Origin of the sequence: Bacillus sp. FSL M8-0277, from assembly GCF_037975305.1 — a bacterium.
Taxonomy (GTDB): domain Bacteria; phylum Bacillota; class Bacilli; order Bacillales; family Bacillaceae; genus Bacillus; species Bacillus pumilus.
Genome location: NZ_CP150255.1, coordinates 1,735,322 through 1,754,715, shown reverse-complemented (window position 1 = coordinate 1,754,715; position 19,394 = coordinate 1,735,322). Strand labels below are relative to the sequence as shown.

Here is a 19,394-nt window from a genome sequence, read left to right as displayed (position 1 = left end):
AGTGACATGCACAAATGAAACCTATGCGATTAACGGCTGCACATGAGGTTCCTACCGGTGCAGACTGGGTGTATGAATTAAAATATGACGGCTTTCGAGCCATTCTGACGTGGGAGCAAAACAAAATTCATTTAGAAAGCAGAGCCGGAAAACGATTAAATGAACAGTTTCCTGAGGTGATTGAACAGTGCGAACAATTAAGGGATCAGTTTGCTCTTTTTTTACCTCTGACGTTTGACGGGGAATTGGTCTTTTTACTGGATGAACAGCAAAGCGATTTTGCGAGGGTTCAGCAAAGAGGCAGGCTGAAAAACAAAGAGGCGATTAAGCAACAGGCTGAGCGGTTTCCATGTCATTTGATCGCATTTGATCTATTAAGATGCAAAGGGCAATCTCTAATTGATTTACCGTTGATAGAAAGGAAAAAACAGTTACAGCAAGTTTTCCAAGCAGCAAAACTTCCGCCATCTGTAAAGCTTGAGCACCCTTCCCTTCTTCAACTCATTCATACAGACACAAATCCTGAAAATATGAAAAAGCTGATGACGACGTATTTAGCAGAAGGACTCGTTGCGAAAAAAGGGACGAGTAAATGGCACGACAATACCCGGTCAAAAGAATGGTTGAAAGTCAAAAACTGGCGATATGTCTCTGTCATAGTGACTCATTTTGATAAAGAAAATGGCTACTTTCGAGGCTGTATTTATCAAGATCATCAACTCACTGAGGTTGTCCAATTCAAGCATGGATTTTCTAAAGAAGAAGAACAAACGCTTCGTATGCTCTTTCAAACAAAAGGCAAGCAGGCAGGGGCATCAGGATATGAAATCCCACCTTCTATCGTCGCGAGCATTGCTTGTATCTCCTTTGATGGATCCGCCTTAAGAGAGCCGCGTTTTTCTTCCTTTTTACTAGATACTGATCCAGCGACGTGTACGTTTCAGCAAATGCTCAAACAGCTATATCCGCTCCCTGCTGTGATTGACATCACTCATCCCGAAAAACCGATTGTGCCAGCTCTTCATCTGAACAAGGCAGATTACTTACTTTATTTGAGACAAGCCGCTCCCTATCTCTTGCCCTTTTTACGTGAAAGACGGCTGACTTTAATTCGGTTTCCTCATGGTGCCGGGGATGAATTCTTTTATCAAAAATCGACACCTGATTATGCGCCAGATTATGTGTTGACCGATCAAGCTGATGATATTGCTTACACGGTCTGTAATGACCCTCAGACGCTTCTTTGGCTTGGCAACCAGCTTGCAATGGAATTTCATATTCCCTTTGAAACAAGGGATACGAACCGGCCGGTCGAAATCGTCTTTGATTTAGACCCGCCATCTGTTAACGAGTTTCATCTAGCCATAGAAGCTGCCAAGCGAATCAAAACGCTTTTAGACGGTCTCTTTCTCACAGCCTTTATTAAAACAAGCGGTGGTAAAGGACTTCAAGTTTATATTCCATTAAAGAAAAAGGCCTTCACATACGTAGAAACGAGGACATTTACCGCGTTTATATGCCAATTTTTATGTGAACAAGCCCCTGAGCTATTCACTTTGGAACGTCTTAAGAAAAAACGTGGCAAGCGCTTGTATTTAGACTATATTCAGCACGATGCTGGAAAAACAATCATTGCGCCCTATTCACCAAGAGGAAATGAGCTTGGACTTGTAGCGACACCGCTTGAATGGAACGAACTCCATCAAGATGGACTTCATCCTTCTTTGTTTACCATGCCAGCTGTGATAGAGCGTCTAAAGGAAAAAGGCGATCCATTCCGACGCATGAGGCACCTTGCAAATGATGACACTTTCAGACAAGTTTTGCACCGGCTTGAGGACATTATCCCGGCACATAAGATGGACATACGCGGTCATTAAGCGTTACACTTACTCATTAGAGAGTAAGAAAGGGATGACCATTTTGACCGCACATTCATTTCGAAATATAGCACTTATTTTCTTGTGCCTTGCAGCAGGTATTGTGGATGTGATTGGCTATTTGAGCTTAGGGCATGTATTTACAGCCAATATGACAGGTAATATTGTGCTACTTGGCATTGCAGCAGGAAGCTCCTTGCAGCTTACGGCCCTTCATTCCATCACCGCACTGAGTGGATTTGTTTTAGGGGTTTTACTTGCTGTTGTGATAGGCGGAAAGCATGAGAAAACATTTTGGCCAAAAGCCGTTACACGTATCTTTATCATAGAAGTCCTGATACTGCTTCTATTTGCTCTCATGACCATTTTCCCTTATACACAAGGTGCTTATTTTATGCTCATTATCCTTTTAAGCATGGCCATGGGCCTGCAGACAGCGGCCGCTCGCAAATTAAATGTGGCTGGCATTTCCACAACGGTTCTAACGAATACACTCGCCAACCTATTTGAGGATTTGGCTCAGCGCATTTCACATCGGGAAAAAAGAACAGCTCCCATTCAGCATGTCAGTTTCATGCGAATAGGCTCTATTGTCTTTTACTGCCTAGGTGCTGCATTAGCGGCATACACAGATGCATTCGATCCGTTTATCATCATTTGGCTGCCTATCTCTATCCTAGGGGTCATTGTGATCACTGCTGCATTCAAGCACTTTCATCAATTGAAATAGCCAATCGAAAGATGGCTATTTCAATCTCTGTAATGAAACCACTAATAACTTCTTACATAAAAACCAGGAGGACGCCCCATAATGAACGTGGAGCCGTACGGGTATCCAGAAAATGTCCCAAATCCTCCATATCCAGGGAAACCGCCTAGACCAGAGTACACACCTGGGCTCACATAATACCCGCCAAAGCCGATATGAGGGCCCACTGCTCCTCCGCTAAAACCGCCTCCGTGAAATCCTCCATACACCCGTGGGTCCATACAATCACCTACCTTCTAGATACACTTCATCTCATCATATGCATGACAAATGGAGCGGTGTTCCCGCTTTTTCTTTTACTTCTATGTACAATAGACCAATTTGAGAAAATTTGAATGAAAAGTCCTGCAAAAAATTAAATTAAGCAAAGAAAGGTGACCTTTTTAACTTGTTGCTCTGCCCTATGTTTATTTAGAATAATGAGGCAGGTAACAAATTTGCACACCCCCTTTGTTGCGAATTCTTCTTATTAAACGTTCTTGTAGCGTTTAATAAGAAGAGCCTATTAAAAGTCAAAAAACCCTTGCTGACGACGATCAACAAGGGCAAGAGATAAATGGTGGATTAACCACCAATGATTTTTTCTGCTACTTCGAAAGAACCCGCAACGTTTTGAGTCAGAACTGACGCAGCGATCGCTAAACCTACAACGAATAATACTTTTAAACCTGTTTTCATCTTAAATCAACCCCATTCTTTTCATATGTAAATCCGCTTCTAAACTTTTGTTCAAATAAAAAACAGACTGCTCATAAAGTGCTTGCTTTTCACAATACTTAGCCGCAAAATGTGAAAGCTCTTTTACTTCATGATATTCATTCTTCTCTTCTAACTTTCTTAATTTCTCATCAATTTGTTGAAATCTTTGTGGTGCATTCGTTAAGTAAAGGTCATGGACGATGCCTATTTTCAGCTGAAACACTTCATGAGAAGCATCTTTTATTCGCGCATACGCAGCCTCTATATAGTGGCTTGCACGCTGCTTTTCACCAATCACACAGAGTTCCCGGCTCATCAGATACGTAGAATGGAAAAAGAAATCCGACTCGTAATATTCTTGATGGGACAATGCTTTTTCAAGATGACGTATTGATTCTTTCGGTTTATTCCAAAATGAATATAAAATGGCCACATTGTGATGAAGCTGAGCCAGCATAAAATCATCCTGCTCGCTTGTCAAAACGTCTTCCGCCAGACGATAATTTTCAAGCGCCTCTTCATATCGGCCGATCTCTGTTTGATTCGCCGCAATGAGAGAGTATGAAAGTGCCGTTCTTCTTTCATAATGCTTGTGCCGTTTATAAACGTGAAGGGCTCTCCTGATATAGCTTAATGAGAGCATGATATGACTAAGCCGGTAGTAAAGCCAGGCCACCTTAAAATCAAAATCAGCACGTTCGATCTCACTTGGAATTTTATCTAAGAGCTTTTCAGCACTTTGATACATTTGCAATGCAACCTCGTAATTCCCTTGATGCTGCTCATACACACCCTCATAAAAATCAAAATAGTAGGCAAGTCGGTTTGACAAGTCATCCTCTTTTTTCCCGTGGAGACCTTCCATACTTTTCGTTGAAACACTGCCCTTTTGACCTCTTAAATTGTACATGAGAATGTGATGCCTCTTCTCAAGAAGAGAATAGTACATAAGGATGTCCGCATCATCAATTTCCTCTACTGCTTGTTTCGCTTTAGCAAATAGCCGTTCTGCCTCATCTGCATGATCTTTTTTAATTTCCATGTTCCAGTCATTTAATAATGATGCCAATTCCGCAACAGGAATCTTGCTCATTCTACACCCCCAATCACCTTCAGCTGCATCACATGATTTCACTAAATATGGAACTTCTATTAGCAATTGCTAATTAGTCCATTCGAGATCATTTTAATATGAATCACTTAAATCTTCAATAACCGTTTCCTTTGAAAAAGCTTTTCTTTTTTCTAACCAATGATGTTTGCGTAAAAATTCCGCCTTTTTTCGGTTTTAAAATAAACAATCATCTCGGGATGAAATGAAAAAAGCCCTTTTTGGGGGCTTTTTGTACTTATTCCAATCGTATGATGGTAAGTGCCGCTCCAACAGACCCTCCCCCAAGTAACACCACTGTTGCGACTAAACCGAAAATTTGGAGAGAAATTTGGTTACCTGCTGCAAGTGTTGTAATGAGTGATACGTTGTAGGTAGATGCCGATAAAGCGGGTGTTAATATAGAACCGGGAATGGCAGATCCGCTGTTAACCAGCCTTGTTCCAGCAAGCAGCGCTGCATTTGTGTTCACTTGATAAGTGATGAAATAGCGACCCGAGACTGGCACTGTAAAAATCGTATTTCCACCACTTGCCGTAAAACCATCTAAACTCTGATTATTAGGCAAAGAAACCGCTATCCCGCCTAGGACAACAAGCACTGTACTTCCCAACGTATTAGACGCGTACATTGAGTTAGCGGTTACAATTGTACCGGTTGGACCTGTTGCTCCTGTTACTCCGGTTAATCCTGTTGATCCGGTTGAACCCGTCGATCCGGTTGGACCCGTCGATCCGGTTGGACCAGTTGCTCCGGTCGGGCCAGTTACTCCCGCTGAACCCGTTGATCCGGTTGGACCTGTTACTCCCGTTGAACCTGTTGATCCTGTTGGGCCAGTTACTCCGGTTAATCCTGTTGATCCGGTTGAACCCGTTGCTCCGGTCGGGCCAGTTACTCCCGCTGAACCCGTTACTCCCGCTGAACCCGTTGATCCGGTTGAACCCGTTGATCCGGTTGGACCTGTTACTCCCGTTGAACCTGTTGATCCTGTTGGGCCAGTTACTCCTGTTGGACCCGTTATTCCTCCACACATATTAAGCTGGGCACACATGCCTCTCACTTCTTTCAAACTGTGGAATCTTCAAGACATACACACTAATACTGATAATTGAGAGAAAAAGAAACGACAATACTTCCAGTCGAGGTCCCACCCGTAGCTACAATCCCAATGGAGTTAAGATCACTTAGCGTAATGGATCGACTCTCTCCTGGAGGTACAGTGAAATCTGGAACAGTCGCACCGTTGACCTCTAATGTCACAGTTGGAGCTACAGCCACGATTCCGTTGTTTTCCACCATAATGGTCCCGTTTATGACAAATGGTGTTCCATCCGTCCAGACGACTACTGGATCCGCTGCTGCTGCTAAATCGACTGTGAAGCATACCGCATCATTCACAAAGCCTGTTTGCTCATTACTACACCCGCCTAAAATAGCCATTTTAACCCTCCTTCAACCTATTCTTGATAGACTATGATCTAGTGATCTACGAAGATTGTGCGCTTATCCCAGACTCAAAGCCTTATTTTTTTCCTTTGTACCATGTTCAATTGAATGTCTAAACATGCTTGCACCTTTTCAGTGGTTTGATGATTGAAAATCAACATCATATCTTTTACAGTAATCGATCGACTTTCTCCTTTTTGAACACATATATCGTGACATGATTTTTTCGTTTGAATCGTGATAGAAACCGGCACATCTTGATCATCATGATGATGCAAAATCACTGTTGCTGCATTTGGTAATTTTGTTCCATTTCGCCAGATTTCAACCGAACTGGGCGATGTTGAAAAACCAAGAAGGAGGTGGTGAGGTTCTATGTTCTTTAAAATGATCGCATCATAGACTGGTTGTTCTGCTTCAATCATTCCGCATAAAAAAGAAAGATCAACAAGGATCTTTGAACTGGATCGATATAAAACTTTCTGACAGCACGCCGATCGCATGCAGCATGGAACAAGAAGCTCTAACACCACACAATTCTGTTCTTCATTGATGGAAATCAAGGAAAAATAGCAAGTCTTAAACACACTTTTTTCAAAGAACACCCATGAGTAGAAAGGTTCTCCATCTTCCATGAGTAGCAAAAAAGAAGGACTCATTGAACGCTTGTGAGTAAAGCTTTCATTTTTTGTTTGATTGTTTATCTCTTTCAGTTTACTCATCAACAGGTTTGTCACTTTCCATCAGCCCAATTCAATGCTGTATACAAATCCATATGGTCTTTTATCATATGTGCCTTTGACTATTTTGTGCGATTCGCCTATAGATCAGTAAACTAATTATCAGCACAGCTTTTCATTTATCCAGTTTCTTTATATAATATGATCAATAACTTCCGCGCCTCAGTAGCTCTAGAAGGGAAGAGCGCCGTAAAACAAATTGTAGCTGGCGGGTCGCAAGGCAAGGGTTTCAGAAGCACCGAAAAGCACACGAGCTGAGACAGGTGAAATTCCTGTCGGTGAAATTCCGTAGGGAAGCGTGTTGCCCCTAGCCTATGCTTACGAAAGGAGTGCGGGTTCGAATCCCGTCTGAGGCTTATGAGGTAGATGGAATGGGAGGATAAAATATCATGCATGTGTTTGAAGAGTATGTAAGCAACATTGGTAACCCAGAGCTGAAGCAGCGCACGCAAGACATTTTACAATGGATTTTAGACACATTCCCTCAATTAGAACCAAAAATTGCTTGGAATCAGCCCATGTTCACAGACCATGGCACATTTATTATTGGGTTTAGCGTGGCAAAACATCACATTTCTGTCGCACCAGAAGGAAAAGGAATTGATCACTTTTCAGCTGACATTGTACAAGCTGGTTACGATCATGGAAAAAAGATGTTTCGCATGAAGGAAAGCTTGCCAGTTGATTATCCTCTCCTAAAGAAAATCATCGAATTTAATATCGAAGACAAAGCGGATTGTACAACGTTTTGGCGAAAATAAAAAGTACCCCGATCTGAGCCATTATTAGATCGGGGCATTTTGCTGCAACATGTTATTTTGTTCTCTTTCTTACAACGTTCTGCTCAAGCCACTCATAACATGACAAGATGGCATTCACGCTCCTTTGACATATCGGTAAATAGACAACTGCAACCGCTATTAAACACGCTATAACAGCCCCTGCTAAGACATCAAAAGGATAATGGACACCTACCCATATCCTAGAAAAACCAACGGCGCACGCTATGATCAGCCAATAAACATGGCGTTTGTGAAAAAGCCAAAAGATCAGACATACAGAAAAAATAAAGATGGTATGATCACTCGGAAAAGAGTTATTCACTTCCTTTTGAATCAAAAGATTGACATGACTCATTTCGGCAAAGGGCTGCTGGTTGGAATAAAAAAATCCTGCAATTTTCCCAATTAACTCTGCCAATATGAAAGTAAGTCCAGCAGATACCACCATCCCCCTATTGGTTTCACTTCGATTTTGAAACCATATGAACAGACACGTGAGCGCTGCTAACAGCACAGTATATTCAGCTAGTCCAATGAATATCGGATTCAAATAACCATGATCGATACTGAGCTGATTCACCCACCTAAATAAATCTTCATTATATCGCTTCATCTCATTTCATTCCTTTTTCCTCGATTTATGATAAGGATAATTGAAATAAGATGACTCTTCCATCGATTGAACGAACAAACCATGGAACCATATGACATGTTTGTCACTTTGCTGTCACTGACATCATTTACTTACTGCTCTATAGAGAGTGACGCTGCTTCCATTCCTTTTTTAGTAAAGCATATTGGTACGTGTTTTCATATTTAGGGGTGCCATCCTCATATGTAGTAAATGAAATAAACTCAAGAAAAAGGCCTTCTCTCCGCATGCCTAATCGCTCACATAATGCCTGCGAACGGACATTATCATCTTCTACATAGGCATAAAGCCGCCTTGCTGCCTTTTCTACAAATAAATAGGACAAAAGCGCCACAGCGCTCTCTCGTGCATATCCCTTTCCTTCATATGCTTCATTGAAATTCCAGCCGATTGAATACGTATCAGGATCCTCTTTTAAATGAAACAACTCACCGATAATCTGTTGGTTTTCTTTTAAACAAACCGCTACATATGAATGGTCTTCTTTTCTCTTTTTCACTATAGCCAAAGCTTCTTCTAATGAAGAAATTCGATCGGCGAGAAAACAATTTACTCTTGGATTAGACAAGTACTCAAGCATCCCTGCTGCATCTTCATCGCAAAACGGTCTAAGCATTAAACGATTCGTTTCTAATTGATTCATAAATGACTCCTCACTGTTTTTGCTTTATTTCGTGTTTTCTAGTCTTTTCATATTTTAGATGACATGCACCAGCTTTGACAATCAAGTTATTCTGAAGTGTCTTCAAATAAACGAAACTCATAAAAAGCATTTTGCTATTAAATCATTTGGTCAAAACTGATAAAATAGAACTTATGTTTCTATTTTATGAAAAAGGGGTTACACGATATGATCAAAACAGTGGATGGCAACATTTTAGAGGCAAGTGAAGACATCATCTGTCACCAGGTGAACTGTAAAGGGGTCATGGGCGCTGGATTAGCCAAACAAATCAAAAGCAAATACCCTAATGTGTACAAAGAGTATAAAGAATTATGTACAGAACAAGGAGATGACTTGTTAAGCTCCGTTCAACTCATCACAACTAATGACGGAAAAACAATTGCCAACTTATTTGCTCAAACCGGATAATGCAAACGGACTACGATGCCTTACGCAGCTGCTTGCAAAGCCTAAAAGACACAGTAACCCATTCAAATGAAACGAAAAACCATACTTCCATCGCCATTCCCTACGGGATCGGCTGCGGACTGGCTGGCGGCGATTGGGCGATTGTGGAAGGCATGATTGAAGAGGTATTGGGTGGGTGTGAAGTGACGGTTTATCGGTTTAAATAATGGAATGAGTTTTTTATGATATGAAATATCAAATACAGGCACATAAAAACCCTCCTTGATTAGGAGGGTAATGCGTGTTAGTTGTCGTCTTTATTTTTTAAATAATTTAATACAGCTTCTTTATCTTCCTCATCTTCAGGGAGAAATCCAAAGGTTTCATATTCCCAAACTGCTATTCTCTGTATATTGTCAATTCCTAAAGAATAAACATCTTCGTATCCAAAATCAATAGTGAATTTCCCTGAAACATCTAATTGGAGAGTAGCTGTTGTCCAAGCACCTAAATCATTTTGTATATATGTCTTTTTCAACTCTTCAAAAATTTCACTAAGTTCGTATAATAAGTGGATGTATGTTGACTTACTTACATTATATTTATGAGGAATTTGATGTCCATTTACATATTCTTTTTCATTTTGCTCATTAAAATAAAACACTATCTCAGCCGAATCATCAAGTATTTCTGCATACATCCAAACTTTATCCCAATCACATGGTATTAATTCATTAATTGATTCTGCTATTTTTTTATAGTTTATTTCTAATTCTTCCATTGAGTTTTAACCTCCAGGTTGATTCTTAATAAATGCTTGAGAATAACGTTCTCCAATTTTATACTCCACAGAGAAACTAACAGGTCGTAATGAATCTCCATTATAGATAGGTTCAATGCTCACTGCTACTTGTTTAGGTGGGTTTGAATTTAAAGCTTTCAACCACCGTTGCTCCATAGTGTACCATTTCCCGCCACTACGATTAATCTGTGAATTCATCGGAAGCAGGTTATCAATATCACCTGAACCTTTAAAAATTGACGCAATTAAATGACCACCATCATCATCCAGTAATCGATCTGGCTTGCCTGAATTAGATTGGGCGTATTGGTTTCTTTTGACCTCTCCGTATTTTAAATCACTTGCTTCAACTTTGACAATACGTCCGTAGTGATCGGTTGTGTAGGTGTAGCCTTGCTTTGTTGAATAAACGACATTTGGTTTTAATACTTTTTTACGTTTCCATCTCACATAGTGATCTCCGTAACTGACAACAGCCGGTGGTGATTTAGGTGCTGGTAATCGTCTGCCTGTCTTAGAGATTCCGTAGCCTGAATTATTGTCGAGACGCTTTGCCATGGAGAGGAGTTTATTTTTGAGATTTTCGCCGTCAAATACATTGTACGGAAGCTTCGGTCCACCAGCCATTTGAAACTTTGGTGAGTACGGCAATAGATTCGGAATAGAGACTCTGTCTAATGATTTTGCTCCTTGTTCAAGCCCTTTCTTCACTGTAGTTTTGGCCGCGGTTGTCCCTGTTTTTGTGATGGCTCCTGCCCCTTTGGAACCAAAGACGATTTCTGCTAGTGAACCAGTCGCATAGGCGAACCAGTGTGAACGAGAATACGCATCACCATCTATGACTTCTTTTTGGAATGAGTCTGAAATCGATTTTCCAATCGCTTTCGATGTTTCAATTGGATGAGAAACAGCCGTAATGACTGATTCTACGGCACCACCAGGGTCTGTTACAAGATCGTAAATGCCAACTACTGTATCTTTGGCCACATCATATAGACCAACTGCAGCACCTTTTACACTATCAACGAATACCTCTGATGCTTCTTCCTGCGCTTTGATTTGGAGCAGCTGGCTGTAATACATTTTTTGATCGTAAGAAAGATTTTCATATCCAATTTCGTCTACAATCTCAAAGTATTTCGCTTCTGATATACACGAGGGATCATTGAGCTTTTCTTTCAATTCTTTAATTCTTCGTTTCTCTTTTTCTTCTTTTTTCACTTTTAAATATGCTTTCACCTGTGCATCGATTTTATCATGATTCTTGTACACATCTGTCTCATGAAATGCTTTTGCATCATAATACATGGGCTGAGCGTTCTTACCTTTTCCTGTAGCAGCCATCATTTTTGTATAAAAAGTTTTGAGGTGATTCTCAATCTCTTCTGACTTTGCGTATTCTGTTTTTAGCTCATGATCTATTTTATGTAAAGCATCAATTGTCTCTTTTCTTTTTTTGTTCGCATCGTCTAAATGTTCATTGACCTCTTTACTTGAAAATGTGTGTAATTCAATTAAATCACTGATATCGTCAAAAATAGTGGAAAGAGCTTCTTTTTGTTCCTTGACCATATCTTTATTATTCTGAATGCCTTGCTTCAATTGAGCATCTAGGAAGTGCTCATCAATAAATGTACTCCCGCCTAATGATTCATCATCCAGCTTTCCTTTCACTCCATCTAAAAAAGCTTTTTGCATATCGATAAAATCAAGATAAGTGTCTGCGTATAGTGCAAGATCATTATAAAAAGCTTTGATATTATCTGCACCTTTTCCAGTAAACTCATCACCTAATCCCGATACACCTTTTAATGCTTTTTTCACAAGTTTCATCTCTTCTTGAAGCTCATGATAGGCCTTTGACCTCTGTTCGACAGCTGATAGTAAAGATGGAGCATCTAATATTTTCATATAAAAAAGACTCCTTTTATGGAATATTCTTTTACTAGAATACCATAAGGAGTCTGACACTTTAATCCATTTTATCGTTTTTTAACCAATTATCCTCCGTAGTGGTGGATTAAAACCCTATCGCTTTTATGAACCTGCACCTCTAGAGAAAAGTAACACTACCTCATTTTTAGCATCAGCTTGAGTTTGTTGTCCAACAGGCATTCCAAGAATTGTACCTAATAGCAAAGCAGTAGTAATCATCATCATTATTTTTTTCATGATCATATGACCTCCTTTCCTATAAGCGTACAAGATTTTAAAGCCAATTCCAAGAAGTAGTTACTTTCTTCATAAAGATTTAACTTCTTATAAATGGATGCAACATCAGGAGCTAGAGCCTCTATATCAACATATGCTTTTCTTTCTTCCAAAAAACATAGCCCTTTCTTGATATCCTCATAGCTTTCCCGTGGTGTTGTATAACATTTCTCAAGGATATTGAATTTCAAAATAAAGTTTGTGTTTTGCTGTTCTTTAGAAAAGGATTTCCCCTCAGCAACCCAACTTATTGCCTGATCCAATTGATTTGATTTATAGCTTGATCTTGCAAATTCATACGCACATTGTAAGTATGAAACAGGGGCTGACTGTTTTAGATCATCTGCGAAAATTGCTTTGTTAAAATATTCAATGGCTTCTATATGGTGGTCATCCTGAATTTTGAGAAATCCTAAATCATAATAAGCCAACGCTAACAATCTCTTATCATCCTTCTCAATTAGTCTATCAACACACTCCAAAAGCATTTTTTCAGCTTTGTCTAGTCTACCATCATCAATCAAATTCAGTGCCAACAACATATTACAGTTTATGGTCTGTATGCTGTAGCCTTCATGACCTTTATAGATATCTTTTGCTGTTTGTAGATGATGGTGAGAAAGGAGCGTGACCTTATTGAAATAGTAGAGTGTGCCAATTTTATAATGGAACTCAGCCTTTTCAATTTCATCATGTACCTTATCCAATTGTCTCTCAGCTACTCTAAATAGGACTAGAGCTTCTGAATAATTATTCCTTGCACTCTCGTACATACCTTTGAAAAGATAAAAGTAAAACCTTAACATGTCATCTGTTTTGACTCTTTCGCTTTCTGTTATTGTTGGCTGCCCCACTAAATCTTCCATAAGTACCTTAAATCTATAATCAAGAATATTGAAATAGAGTAAAACATCTTGATTTTCTTCCATTTCGCCTAACATCTCTTGAATCTCATCCCTCAACTCTACTGCTTGTGAAACTTCCCTCTTTTTAATATGTAAATACCATTTGTTGAGAGTGTTTGCTACATCTACAGAGGAAATCAAACCCGACATCCCATTACCCCCTTGCTCTCATTTCCTTTGTATAATTTTAACACGATATTTACAACATATGTAAAGTCAAGGTGGTCATTTTAAAAGTTTTCGGTATCCCGCAAAATGCAAAAATACTAAATCTATAATAGGTATGTTTTATGAGAGTGCATTAAACTAGAAGCGACATGGCGGTAAAGAGTTAAACATAAGTATACTGTAACACAAGAAGTAACAGAGCTTTCTAAAGATGGATTTAGTACAAAAAAGAAGCGCAAGTTGATGCTTAAAACATGAAGAATTGCTTAGAAGTGATATTGAAGTTGATGGCGTAGAAACAACTTTAAAACATTTTCTTCCGGAACACTAATTCTCTTTGTAAATCTAGATTTACACCTCTTTTTCTTCTTTTTTGAATATAATTTGACCAAAATAAAAACCCCCTGAAGCCAATGGCTCCAAGGGGTTTCTTGATTAATACTGAGACATATACTGATCGCGTTCCCATGGGTGTACTTGGGTTCTAAACATATCCCATTCGATTTCTTTTGATTCGATGAAGTGCTCGAATAAGTGATCGCCTAGTGCGTTGACCATGACTTCGTTTGATTTCAGCAGCTCAAGTGCTTCTGCAAGTGTTGCAGGCAGGTCAGCGATGCCGTTTTCAAGGCGCTCTTCTTTGTCCATGACATAGATGTTTCTGTCAATTGGTGCTGGTGCGTCTAGTTTGTTTTTGATCCCGTCAAGACCTGCTGCAAGTAATACGCTTAGTGCAAGGTATGGGTTTGCAGATGGGTCTACGCTGCGCACTTCTACACGTGTGCTGATGCCGCGTGATGCAGGGATACGGATTAATGGGCTACGGTTTTGTGCACTCCATGCCACGTAGCAAGGTGCTTCATAACCAGGTACAAGACGCTTGTAAGAGTTCACCGTTGGGTTTGTGACCGCTGTAAAGCTAGTTGCATGCTTGACGATACCTGCGATAAAGTGTCTAGCCGTCTCGCTTAATTGTAAATCTGCTTTTTCATCAAAGAATGCGTTTTTGCCATTTTTGAATAATGATAGGTTACAGTGCATACCAGATCCGTTTACACCAAACAATGGTTTTGGCATGAATGTCGCATGAAGACCATGCTTTCTCGCGATCGTTTTGACAACGAGTTTGAACGTTTGAATGTCATCACAAGAACGGATGGCGCCTGCATATTTGAAGTCAATTTCATGCTGTCCAGGTGCTACTTCATGGTGAGACGCTTCAATTTCAAAGCCCATTTCTTCAAGCTCAAGCACGATATCACGGCGGCAGTTTTCGCCTAGATCTGTTGGTGCAAGGTCAAAGTATCCACCTTTATCGTTTAATTCAAGCGTTGGCTCGCCTTTTTCATCTAATTTAAATAAGAAGAATTCTGGCTCAGGTCCAAGGTTGAAATCACTAAATCCTAGGTCTTCCATTTCCTTTAAGACACGCTTTAAGTTGTTACGTGGGTCTCCATCAAATGGCGTCCCGTCTGGCTTGTAAATGTCACAAATAAAGCGTGCAACTTTACCTTTTTCTGCTGTCCAAGGGAATATAACAAATGTGTTGAGATCTGGGTATAGATACATATCTGATTCTTCAATACGTACGAAACCTTCAATAGATGAACCGTCAAACATACATTTGTTATCGAGAGCTTTTTCTAACTGGCTCACAGGAATTTCAACATTTTTAATCGTTCCGAGAATGTCTGTAAATTGCAGACGGATGTACTTTACATTTTCCTCATTTACTAATTTTACGATATCTTCTCTTGTGTATTTTGCCATTTCGTAAAACTCCTCCCCTACAAAAGGTAAAATTGTATAGCAATGCTTTTGCTAATTGGTTAACGGAAGAACCTTGACATATCCCCCTGCCTAAAGGTCGTTCCTTGTTGGAAACGTCCAGCCTGAATGAGTTCCTTCTTCAGTAGCTTCCTGAGTTCATCATCTGTCAAGTTGTGCTTCGCTGTGGATTTCTCCTCGGTCTTTGCATCAGACGCTGGATGTTCTGCCTCAGCTTTGGCAAAAAGTTTTTTGATTCCTGCCATGTTTACACCTTGTTCGATGAGGTTTTTAATTTCTAGTAATTTATCAACATCATGGAAAGAAAATAATCGGCGATTCCCATCACTTCTTGCTGGAAATACTAAACCATTTTCCTCATAATAGCGAATTTGCCTTGCAGATAATTCTGTTAGCTGCATGACAATCCCAATTGGGAATAAAGGCATTGAGCGGCGAATGTTATCACTCATCTCAACTGTCTCCTCCTCTTTGCTTAAATTTATTATATGTCATGTTATATTATGTGTCAACATTATGTTAGGAATATTAACATGAATTTTTTTATCGAGCAGGTATGTCGATAAAACCTTGTTCCATTAAGGCATCTACAGCACTGCAAATCGCATTTTTCACATGGGCATACGTGAGTCCGCCTTGAACGTAGGCTGTATAAGGCGGTCTGATCGGTCCATCGGCTGACAATTCGATACTAGCTCCTTGGACGAAGGTGCCCGCTGCCATAATGACATCATCCTCGTAACCCGGCATATAGCTTGCATGCGGTGTGACGTGACTGTTGATCGGAGATGCATATTGAATCGCCTGACAGAATGCAATCATTTTGTTAGGATCACCAAATTCGACGGATTGAATTAAATCCGTTCTTTTCGCATTCCACGCCGGGTTCGTTTGGAACCCGAGCTTCTCAAGAAAACGAGCCGTGAACACTGCACCCTTTAAACTTTGCGCCACAACATGCGGTGCTAAGAAAAATCCTTGATACATTTCCTGAAGCGCATAAAGCGAGGCACCCGCTTCACTGCCGATGCCCGGTGATGTCATTCGATATGAGCAAGCTTCTACCAATTTTTCTTTTCCAACGATGTAGCCGCCTGTTTTGGCAAGCCCGCCGCCTGGGTTTTTAATAAGGGAACCCGCCATAAGATCCGCTCCCACATGACATGGCTCTTGTAATCCAGTAAATTCACCATAACAGTTGTCCACAAACACAATGATTTCTTCATTGATCTCTTTTACAAATGAAATCATTTGCTCGATTTCTTCTATTGTAAAGGAAGGTCTTGAAGCATAGCCTTTTGAACGCTGAATGCCGATCATTTTTGTTTTAGAGGAGATCGACTCTTTTACTTTGTCATAATCGACGGATCCATCTTGCCTTAAATCAATGGCCTTGTAATCAATCTGGAAGTCTTTTAATGAGCCTGTCCCTTCTTTGCCGCGAATCCCTACAATTTCTTCTAGCGTATCGTATGGTTTTCCCGTCATATAGATCAATTCATCGCCAGGTCTCAGCACACCAAATAACGCAATGGAAATGGCATGTGTGCCGGAAATGATCTGCGGACGCACAAGGCCGCTTTCTCCCCCGAAGACGTCCGCATAAATTTTTTCTAGCGTGTCTCTTCCCATATCATCGTAGCCGTATCCAGTTGTTGGATTAAAGTGAGAGTCACTGACTCTATGCTTTCGGTAGCTTTCAAGCACCCGCCACTCATTTTGTTCGCTCTTTTGATCAATTTGCTGATGCATGTGTAAAATGTCTTGTTCTGTTTCTGCTGCTACTTTTTCTAAAATACTGCCATGTTTTAATGTATGAAACATCTTGATTTAATTCCTTTCTTACAACATATACTTCTTGATTTGACCTAATATGGTCTGCTCCTCACCGCTAAACCCGGTGATGTCATAAAGTTCTGCTTCTTTTTGAAATTCTAGCGATTCCACGAGCGTTTCTGATTTTAATGCGGAGATGAGCTTTCCTTCATACGCTGGAATCTTCACATGATATGGCTTTAAAAAGTTTTGTTTCAGTTCTGCCATAATATCCGCTTTTAATCGCTTTACATCTTCTTCGCGTCTCGCACTGATTAACAGATGACGATGCTTTGAAGATGGGATGAAATCCGGTCTGATTTGATCTTCTTTGTTATAAACCGTCAGCATCGGTATACGGTCTGCTTCTAGTTCTTCTAATAACTCATGAACCGTCCGTTCGTGACCTTCGTAATCCTCATTAGAAGCATCAATGACATGAAGCAAATAATCGGCTTCCTTCACTTCTTCAAGAGTGGAACGAAATGCCGCAATGAGTGTTGTTGGGAGATCTTGGATAAAACCAACGGTGTCTGAAATCAGCACACTATAGCCAGATGCTAATGTCATCTTACGTGTCATTGGATCAAGTGTCGCAAACAGCAGATCTTCTTCATGACTATCTGCATCTGTTAATTGGTTAAACAAAGTAGATTTTCCGGCATTCGTATACCCAACAATGGCAATTTGGAACACACCATTTTTCTTCCGGCGCTCCCGGTATCTTGTCCGGTGTTCTTTGACTGTAGATAATTGCCCGTTAATTTCATGAATACGGTTTCGAATATGGCGTCTATCTGTTTCAAGTTTTGTTTCACCTGGACCTCTTGCGCCAATTCCTCCGCCTTGCCTTGAGAGGCTGATCCCTTGTCCGCTTAGTCTCGGCAAGGCATACTGAAGCTGGGCAAGCTCTATTTGCAGCTTCCCCTCTCTTGTCCGGGCTCTTTTTGCAAAGATGTCTAAAATCAATTGTGTCCGATCGATAATTTTCACATCTAAGGCAGTTGCCAAAGCTTTTAGCTGACTTGGAGACAGTTCATCATTAAAAATAATGACATCACATTCGAATTCCTCGCAAAGCACTTCAAGCTCTTCTACTTTCCCTTTACCGATATATGTTGCGCTGTCTTGTCTATTTCTCTTCTGCGTCATTACGCTGACAGCTTCACCGCCAGCCGTTTTGGTTAAGGAAGCTAATTCTTCCATTGAGTATTGAAAGCGTTCATCCGTGACATGCGGCAATTGACAGCCGACAAGGATCGCTTTTTCTGTCATTTCATGTTCATTCAACGTCAGTTGTTTCCTTTCTGTACTTAAGTTTTCAGTAGTACCATCATACCAAACACACCACACGTATACCACTATTCGGATGGTTTATTTTAGTATCTCTTTATAAAAAGGATACGCCATTTTAAGTAGGCGTATCCTCTTTCATTTGGAGATCGTGACTTTTAATCGTGAGCAAATCTTTTTTATCATAATGATCCACGAGCAGGAGTCTCATCGCTTGGGTTCGAATGGCCTTTTCAATCGTGTTTCGCACAAAACGGCCGTTGCTGAATTTCGCAGGACTCGTGGTGCTTTTAATGTGCATTAAGTAATCTCGTAGCTTCCATTCAGCTTCTTGAGTAAATATATATTCTCTGTCAGCCATCATCCGTTTGGCAATGTCCATGAGCTGATCGACGGTATAATCAGGAAAGCTGATATTGATTGGAAATCTCGATTGCAGGCCGGGGTTTAATGATAGAAAATGATCCATTTCCTTGGAGTAGCCAGCAAGAATGAGAATGAATTCGTGCTGTTTGTCCTCCATATGTTTGACTAGGGTATCAATCGCTTCTTTCCCAAAATCCTTTTCGCCTCCGCGGGCAAGAGAATAGGCTTCGTCGATGAACAAAATGCCGCCTAGTGATTTTTTAATTAAATCCCTTGTTTTTTGAGCAGTATGACCGATGTACTCGCCGACTAGATCTCCGCGTTCCGCTTCAATTAAGTGACCTTTTGAGAGGACATTCATTTCAAAGAAAAGCTTCCCGACAAGTCTTGCAACCGTTGTTTTCCCTGTGCCCGGATTCCCTTTGAACATCATATGAAGCGCTTGTTTACCTACCTTTAACCCTTGTTCCTGCCTTTTTTGATTGACAAAGATCCAAGCATAAATCTCTTTTATGTTTCGTTTCATTTCATCCATACCGACAAGGCTGTTCATTTCACGCTCTATTTCCCGTAAGATGCTGTGTTTTGCCTCATTTTTCTGCAAGGCTTCTAGGTATTCTGCCTCTGAATCTGCATCAACCAATACTTGCTTTTGTCCGTTAAGTATAATATTGATTTGGCCGTTGTTTTTATATGTGACAGCTCGCTCCAACGTATTCACCTCTCGCTCTTCTCTCTTTATTCTATTCGGGTGGAGCTGTAATCGTGACAATCGCCCGCTTAAGCCCAAGTTTGCTGTCAAAATGACCCGAGATTCCGAATATTGTAGGGATTTCTGCGGTTTCCCAGGAAATGATGTGCTATTTCCATTGTATTCATCCCATTTAGGCGGACA

Annotated in this window: 20 protein-coding genes and 1 pseudogene; 5 read left to right on the top strand and 16 right to left on the bottom strand. The window is 40.4% G+C overall.

The window, feature by feature from the left end:
* The first annotated feature begins 14 nt into the window (after nt 1–14).
* Nucleotides 15–1,880 carry a DNA ligase D gene (locus tag MKZ05_RS08665; RefSeq protein WP_339162204.1) on the top strand — a complete coding sequence of 622 codons (1,866 nt, stop codon included), beginning with the start codon at nt 15–17 and terminating at the stop codon, nt 1,878–1,880.
* 34 nt (nt 1,881–1,914) lie between these two features.
* Entirely contained in the window at nt 1,915–2,610 is a 696-nt protein-coding gene (locus MKZ05_RS08660) for a YoaK family protein (protein ID WP_339162201.1), read from the top strand.
* 41 nt (nt 2,611–2,651) lie between these two features.
* On the opposite strand, the gene MKZ05_RS08655 is transcribed toward MKZ05_RS08660, so the two are convergent.
* The 3 genes from MKZ05_RS08655 to MKZ05_RS08645 all read right to left on the bottom strand — a co-directional run bounded on the left by MKZ05_RS08655 (nt 2,652) and on the right by MKZ05_RS08645 (nt 5,090).
* Entirely contained in the window at nt 2,652–2,870 is a 219-nt protein-coding gene (locus MKZ05_RS08655) for a hypothetical protein (RefSeq protein WP_003212476.1), read from the bottom strand.
* Nucleotides 2,871–3,328: 458 nt separating this feature from the next.
* Entirely contained in the window at nt 3,329–4,441 is a 1,113-nt protein-coding gene (locus tag MKZ05_RS08650) for a tetratricopeptide repeat protein (protein ID WP_003211476.1), read from the bottom strand.
* Between the two features lie 256 nt (nt 4,442–4,697).
* Complete coding sequence (locus MKZ05_RS08645) at nt 4,698–5,090, bottom strand: hypothetical protein (protein WP_339162391.1); 393 nt, start codon at nt 5,088–5,090, stop codon at nt 4,698–4,700.
* Between MKZ05_RS08645 and MKZ05_RS08640 the strand changes: the two genes are divergently transcribed.
* Nucleotides 5,038–5,571, top strand: a complete 534-nt coding sequence (locus tag MKZ05_RS08640; protein ID WP_339162388.1) for a DUF4573 domain-containing protein — start codon at nt 5,038–5,040, stop codon at nt 5,569–5,571. The two genes, MKZ05_RS08645 and MKZ05_RS08640, sit on opposite strands and share 53 nt — an antisense overlap.
* On the opposite strand, the gene MKZ05_RS08635 is transcribed toward MKZ05_RS08640, so the two are convergent.
* Together MKZ05_RS08635 and MKZ05_RS08630 are read right to left on the bottom strand one after the other, a co-directional pair.
* Nucleotides 5,555–5,899, bottom strand: coding sequence for an S-Ena type endospore appendage (locus MKZ05_RS08635; protein WP_339162199.1), 345 nt, complete (start codon nt 5,897–5,899; stop codon nt 5,555–5,557). The two genes, MKZ05_RS08640 and MKZ05_RS08635, sit on opposite strands and share 17 nt — an antisense overlap.
* 74 nt (nt 5,900–5,973) lie before the next feature.
* Complete coding sequence (locus MKZ05_RS08630; protein ID WP_212046737.1) at nt 5,974–6,627, bottom strand: CotZ-related putative spore coat protein; 654 nt, start codon at nt 6,625–6,627, stop codon at nt 5,974–5,976.
* 407 nt (nt 6,628–7,034) lie between these two features.
* On the opposite strand from MKZ05_RS08630, the gene MKZ05_RS08625 reads away from it, so the two are divergent.
* Nucleotides 7,035–7,406, top strand: a complete 372-nt coding sequence (locus MKZ05_RS08625) for an iron chaperone (protein ID WP_284906580.1) — start codon at nt 7,035–7,037, stop codon at nt 7,404–7,406.
* Nucleotides 7,407–7,458: 52 nt separating this feature from the next.
* Here MKZ05_RS08625 and MKZ05_RS08620 read toward each other — a convergent pair whose 3' ends face one another.
* Together MKZ05_RS08620 and MKZ05_RS08615 are read right to left on the bottom strand one after the other, a co-directional pair.
* The gene (locus tag MKZ05_RS08620; RefSeq protein WP_253622584.1) at nt 7,459–8,040 is read right to left on the bottom strand and encodes an undecaprenyl-diphosphatase; all 582 of its coding nucleotides are present in this window, start codon (nt 8,038–8,040) and stop codon (nt 7,459–7,461) included.
* A gap of 139 nt (nt 8,041–8,179) precedes the next feature.
* Nucleotides 8,180–8,722: a GNAT family N-acetyltransferase gene (locus MKZ05_RS08615; RefSeq protein ID WP_339162196.1), complete on the bottom strand. Its 543-nt coding sequence runs from the start codon at nt 8,720–8,722 to the stop codon at nt 8,180–8,182.
* A 207-nt stretch (nt 8,723–8,929) separates the two neighbouring features.
* On the opposite strand from MKZ05_RS08615, the pseudogene MKZ05_RS08610 reads away from it, so the two are divergent.
* Nucleotides 8,930–9,378, top strand: a pseudogene (locus MKZ05_RS08610) (macro domain-containing protein).
* A gap of 77 nt (nt 9,379–9,455) precedes the next feature.
* On the opposite strand, the gene MKZ05_RS08605 reads toward MKZ05_RS08610, so the two are convergent.
* The 9 genes from MKZ05_RS08605 to spoVK form a co-directional block, all read right to left on the bottom strand.
* On the bottom strand, nt 9,456–9,932 hold the full coding sequence (locus tag MKZ05_RS08605) for an immunity protein YezG family protein (RefSeq protein WP_253622587.1): 477 nt from the start codon (nt 9,930–9,932) through the stop codon (nt 9,456–9,458).
* 6 nt (nt 9,933–9,938) lie between these two features.
* On the bottom strand, nt 9,939–11,864 hold the full coding sequence (locus tag MKZ05_RS08600; protein WP_339162195.1) for a T7SS effector LXG polymorphic toxin: 1,926 nt from the start codon (nt 11,862–11,864) through the stop codon (nt 9,939–9,941).
* 126 nt (nt 11,865–11,990) lie between these two features.
* Complete coding sequence (locus MKZ05_RS08595) at nt 11,991–12,125, bottom strand: hypothetical protein (RefSeq protein WP_257736826.1); 135 nt, start codon at nt 12,123–12,125, stop codon at nt 11,991–11,993.
* A 2-nt stretch (nt 12,126–12,127) separates the two neighbouring features.
* Nucleotides 12,128–13,219 (bottom strand): Rap family tetratricopeptide repeat protein, encoded by a 1,092-nt coding sequence (locus MKZ05_RS08590; protein ID WP_310426708.1) that lies wholly within the window; start codon nt 13,217–13,219, stop codon nt 12,128–12,130.
* 453 nt (nt 13,220–13,672) lie between these two features.
* Nucleotides 13,673–15,007: a type I glutamate--ammonia ligase gene (glnA, locus tag MKZ05_RS08585; protein ID WP_003211015.1), complete on the bottom strand. Its 1,335-nt coding sequence runs from the start codon at nt 15,005–15,007 to the stop codon at nt 13,673–13,675.
* 59 nt (nt 15,008–15,066) lie between these two features.
* On the bottom strand, nt 15,067–15,477 hold the full coding sequence (locus tag MKZ05_RS08580) for a MerR family transcriptional regulator (RefSeq protein WP_050944935.1): 411 nt from the start codon (nt 15,475–15,477) through the stop codon (nt 15,067–15,069).
* A 91-nt stretch (nt 15,478–15,568) separates the two neighbouring features.
* Nucleotides 15,569–16,849, bottom strand: coding sequence for an aminotransferase class I/II-fold pyridoxal phosphate-dependent enzyme (locus MKZ05_RS08575; RefSeq protein ID WP_339162185.1), 1,281 nt, complete (start codon nt 16,847–16,849; stop codon nt 15,569–15,571).
* Between the two features lie 18 nt (nt 16,850–16,867).
* Nucleotides 16,868–18,130, bottom strand: a complete 1,263-nt coding sequence (gene hflX, locus MKZ05_RS08570; RefSeq protein WP_339162182.1) for a GTPase HflX — start codon at nt 18,128–18,130, stop codon at nt 16,868–16,870.
* 121 nt (nt 18,131–18,251) lie between these two features.
* Nucleotides 18,252–19,211, bottom strand: coding sequence for a stage V sporulation protein K (gene spoVK / locus MKZ05_RS08565; protein WP_003211912.1), 960 nt, complete (start codon nt 19,209–19,211; stop codon nt 18,252–18,254).
* Between the last annotated feature and the right edge of the window lie 183 nt (nt 19,212–19,394).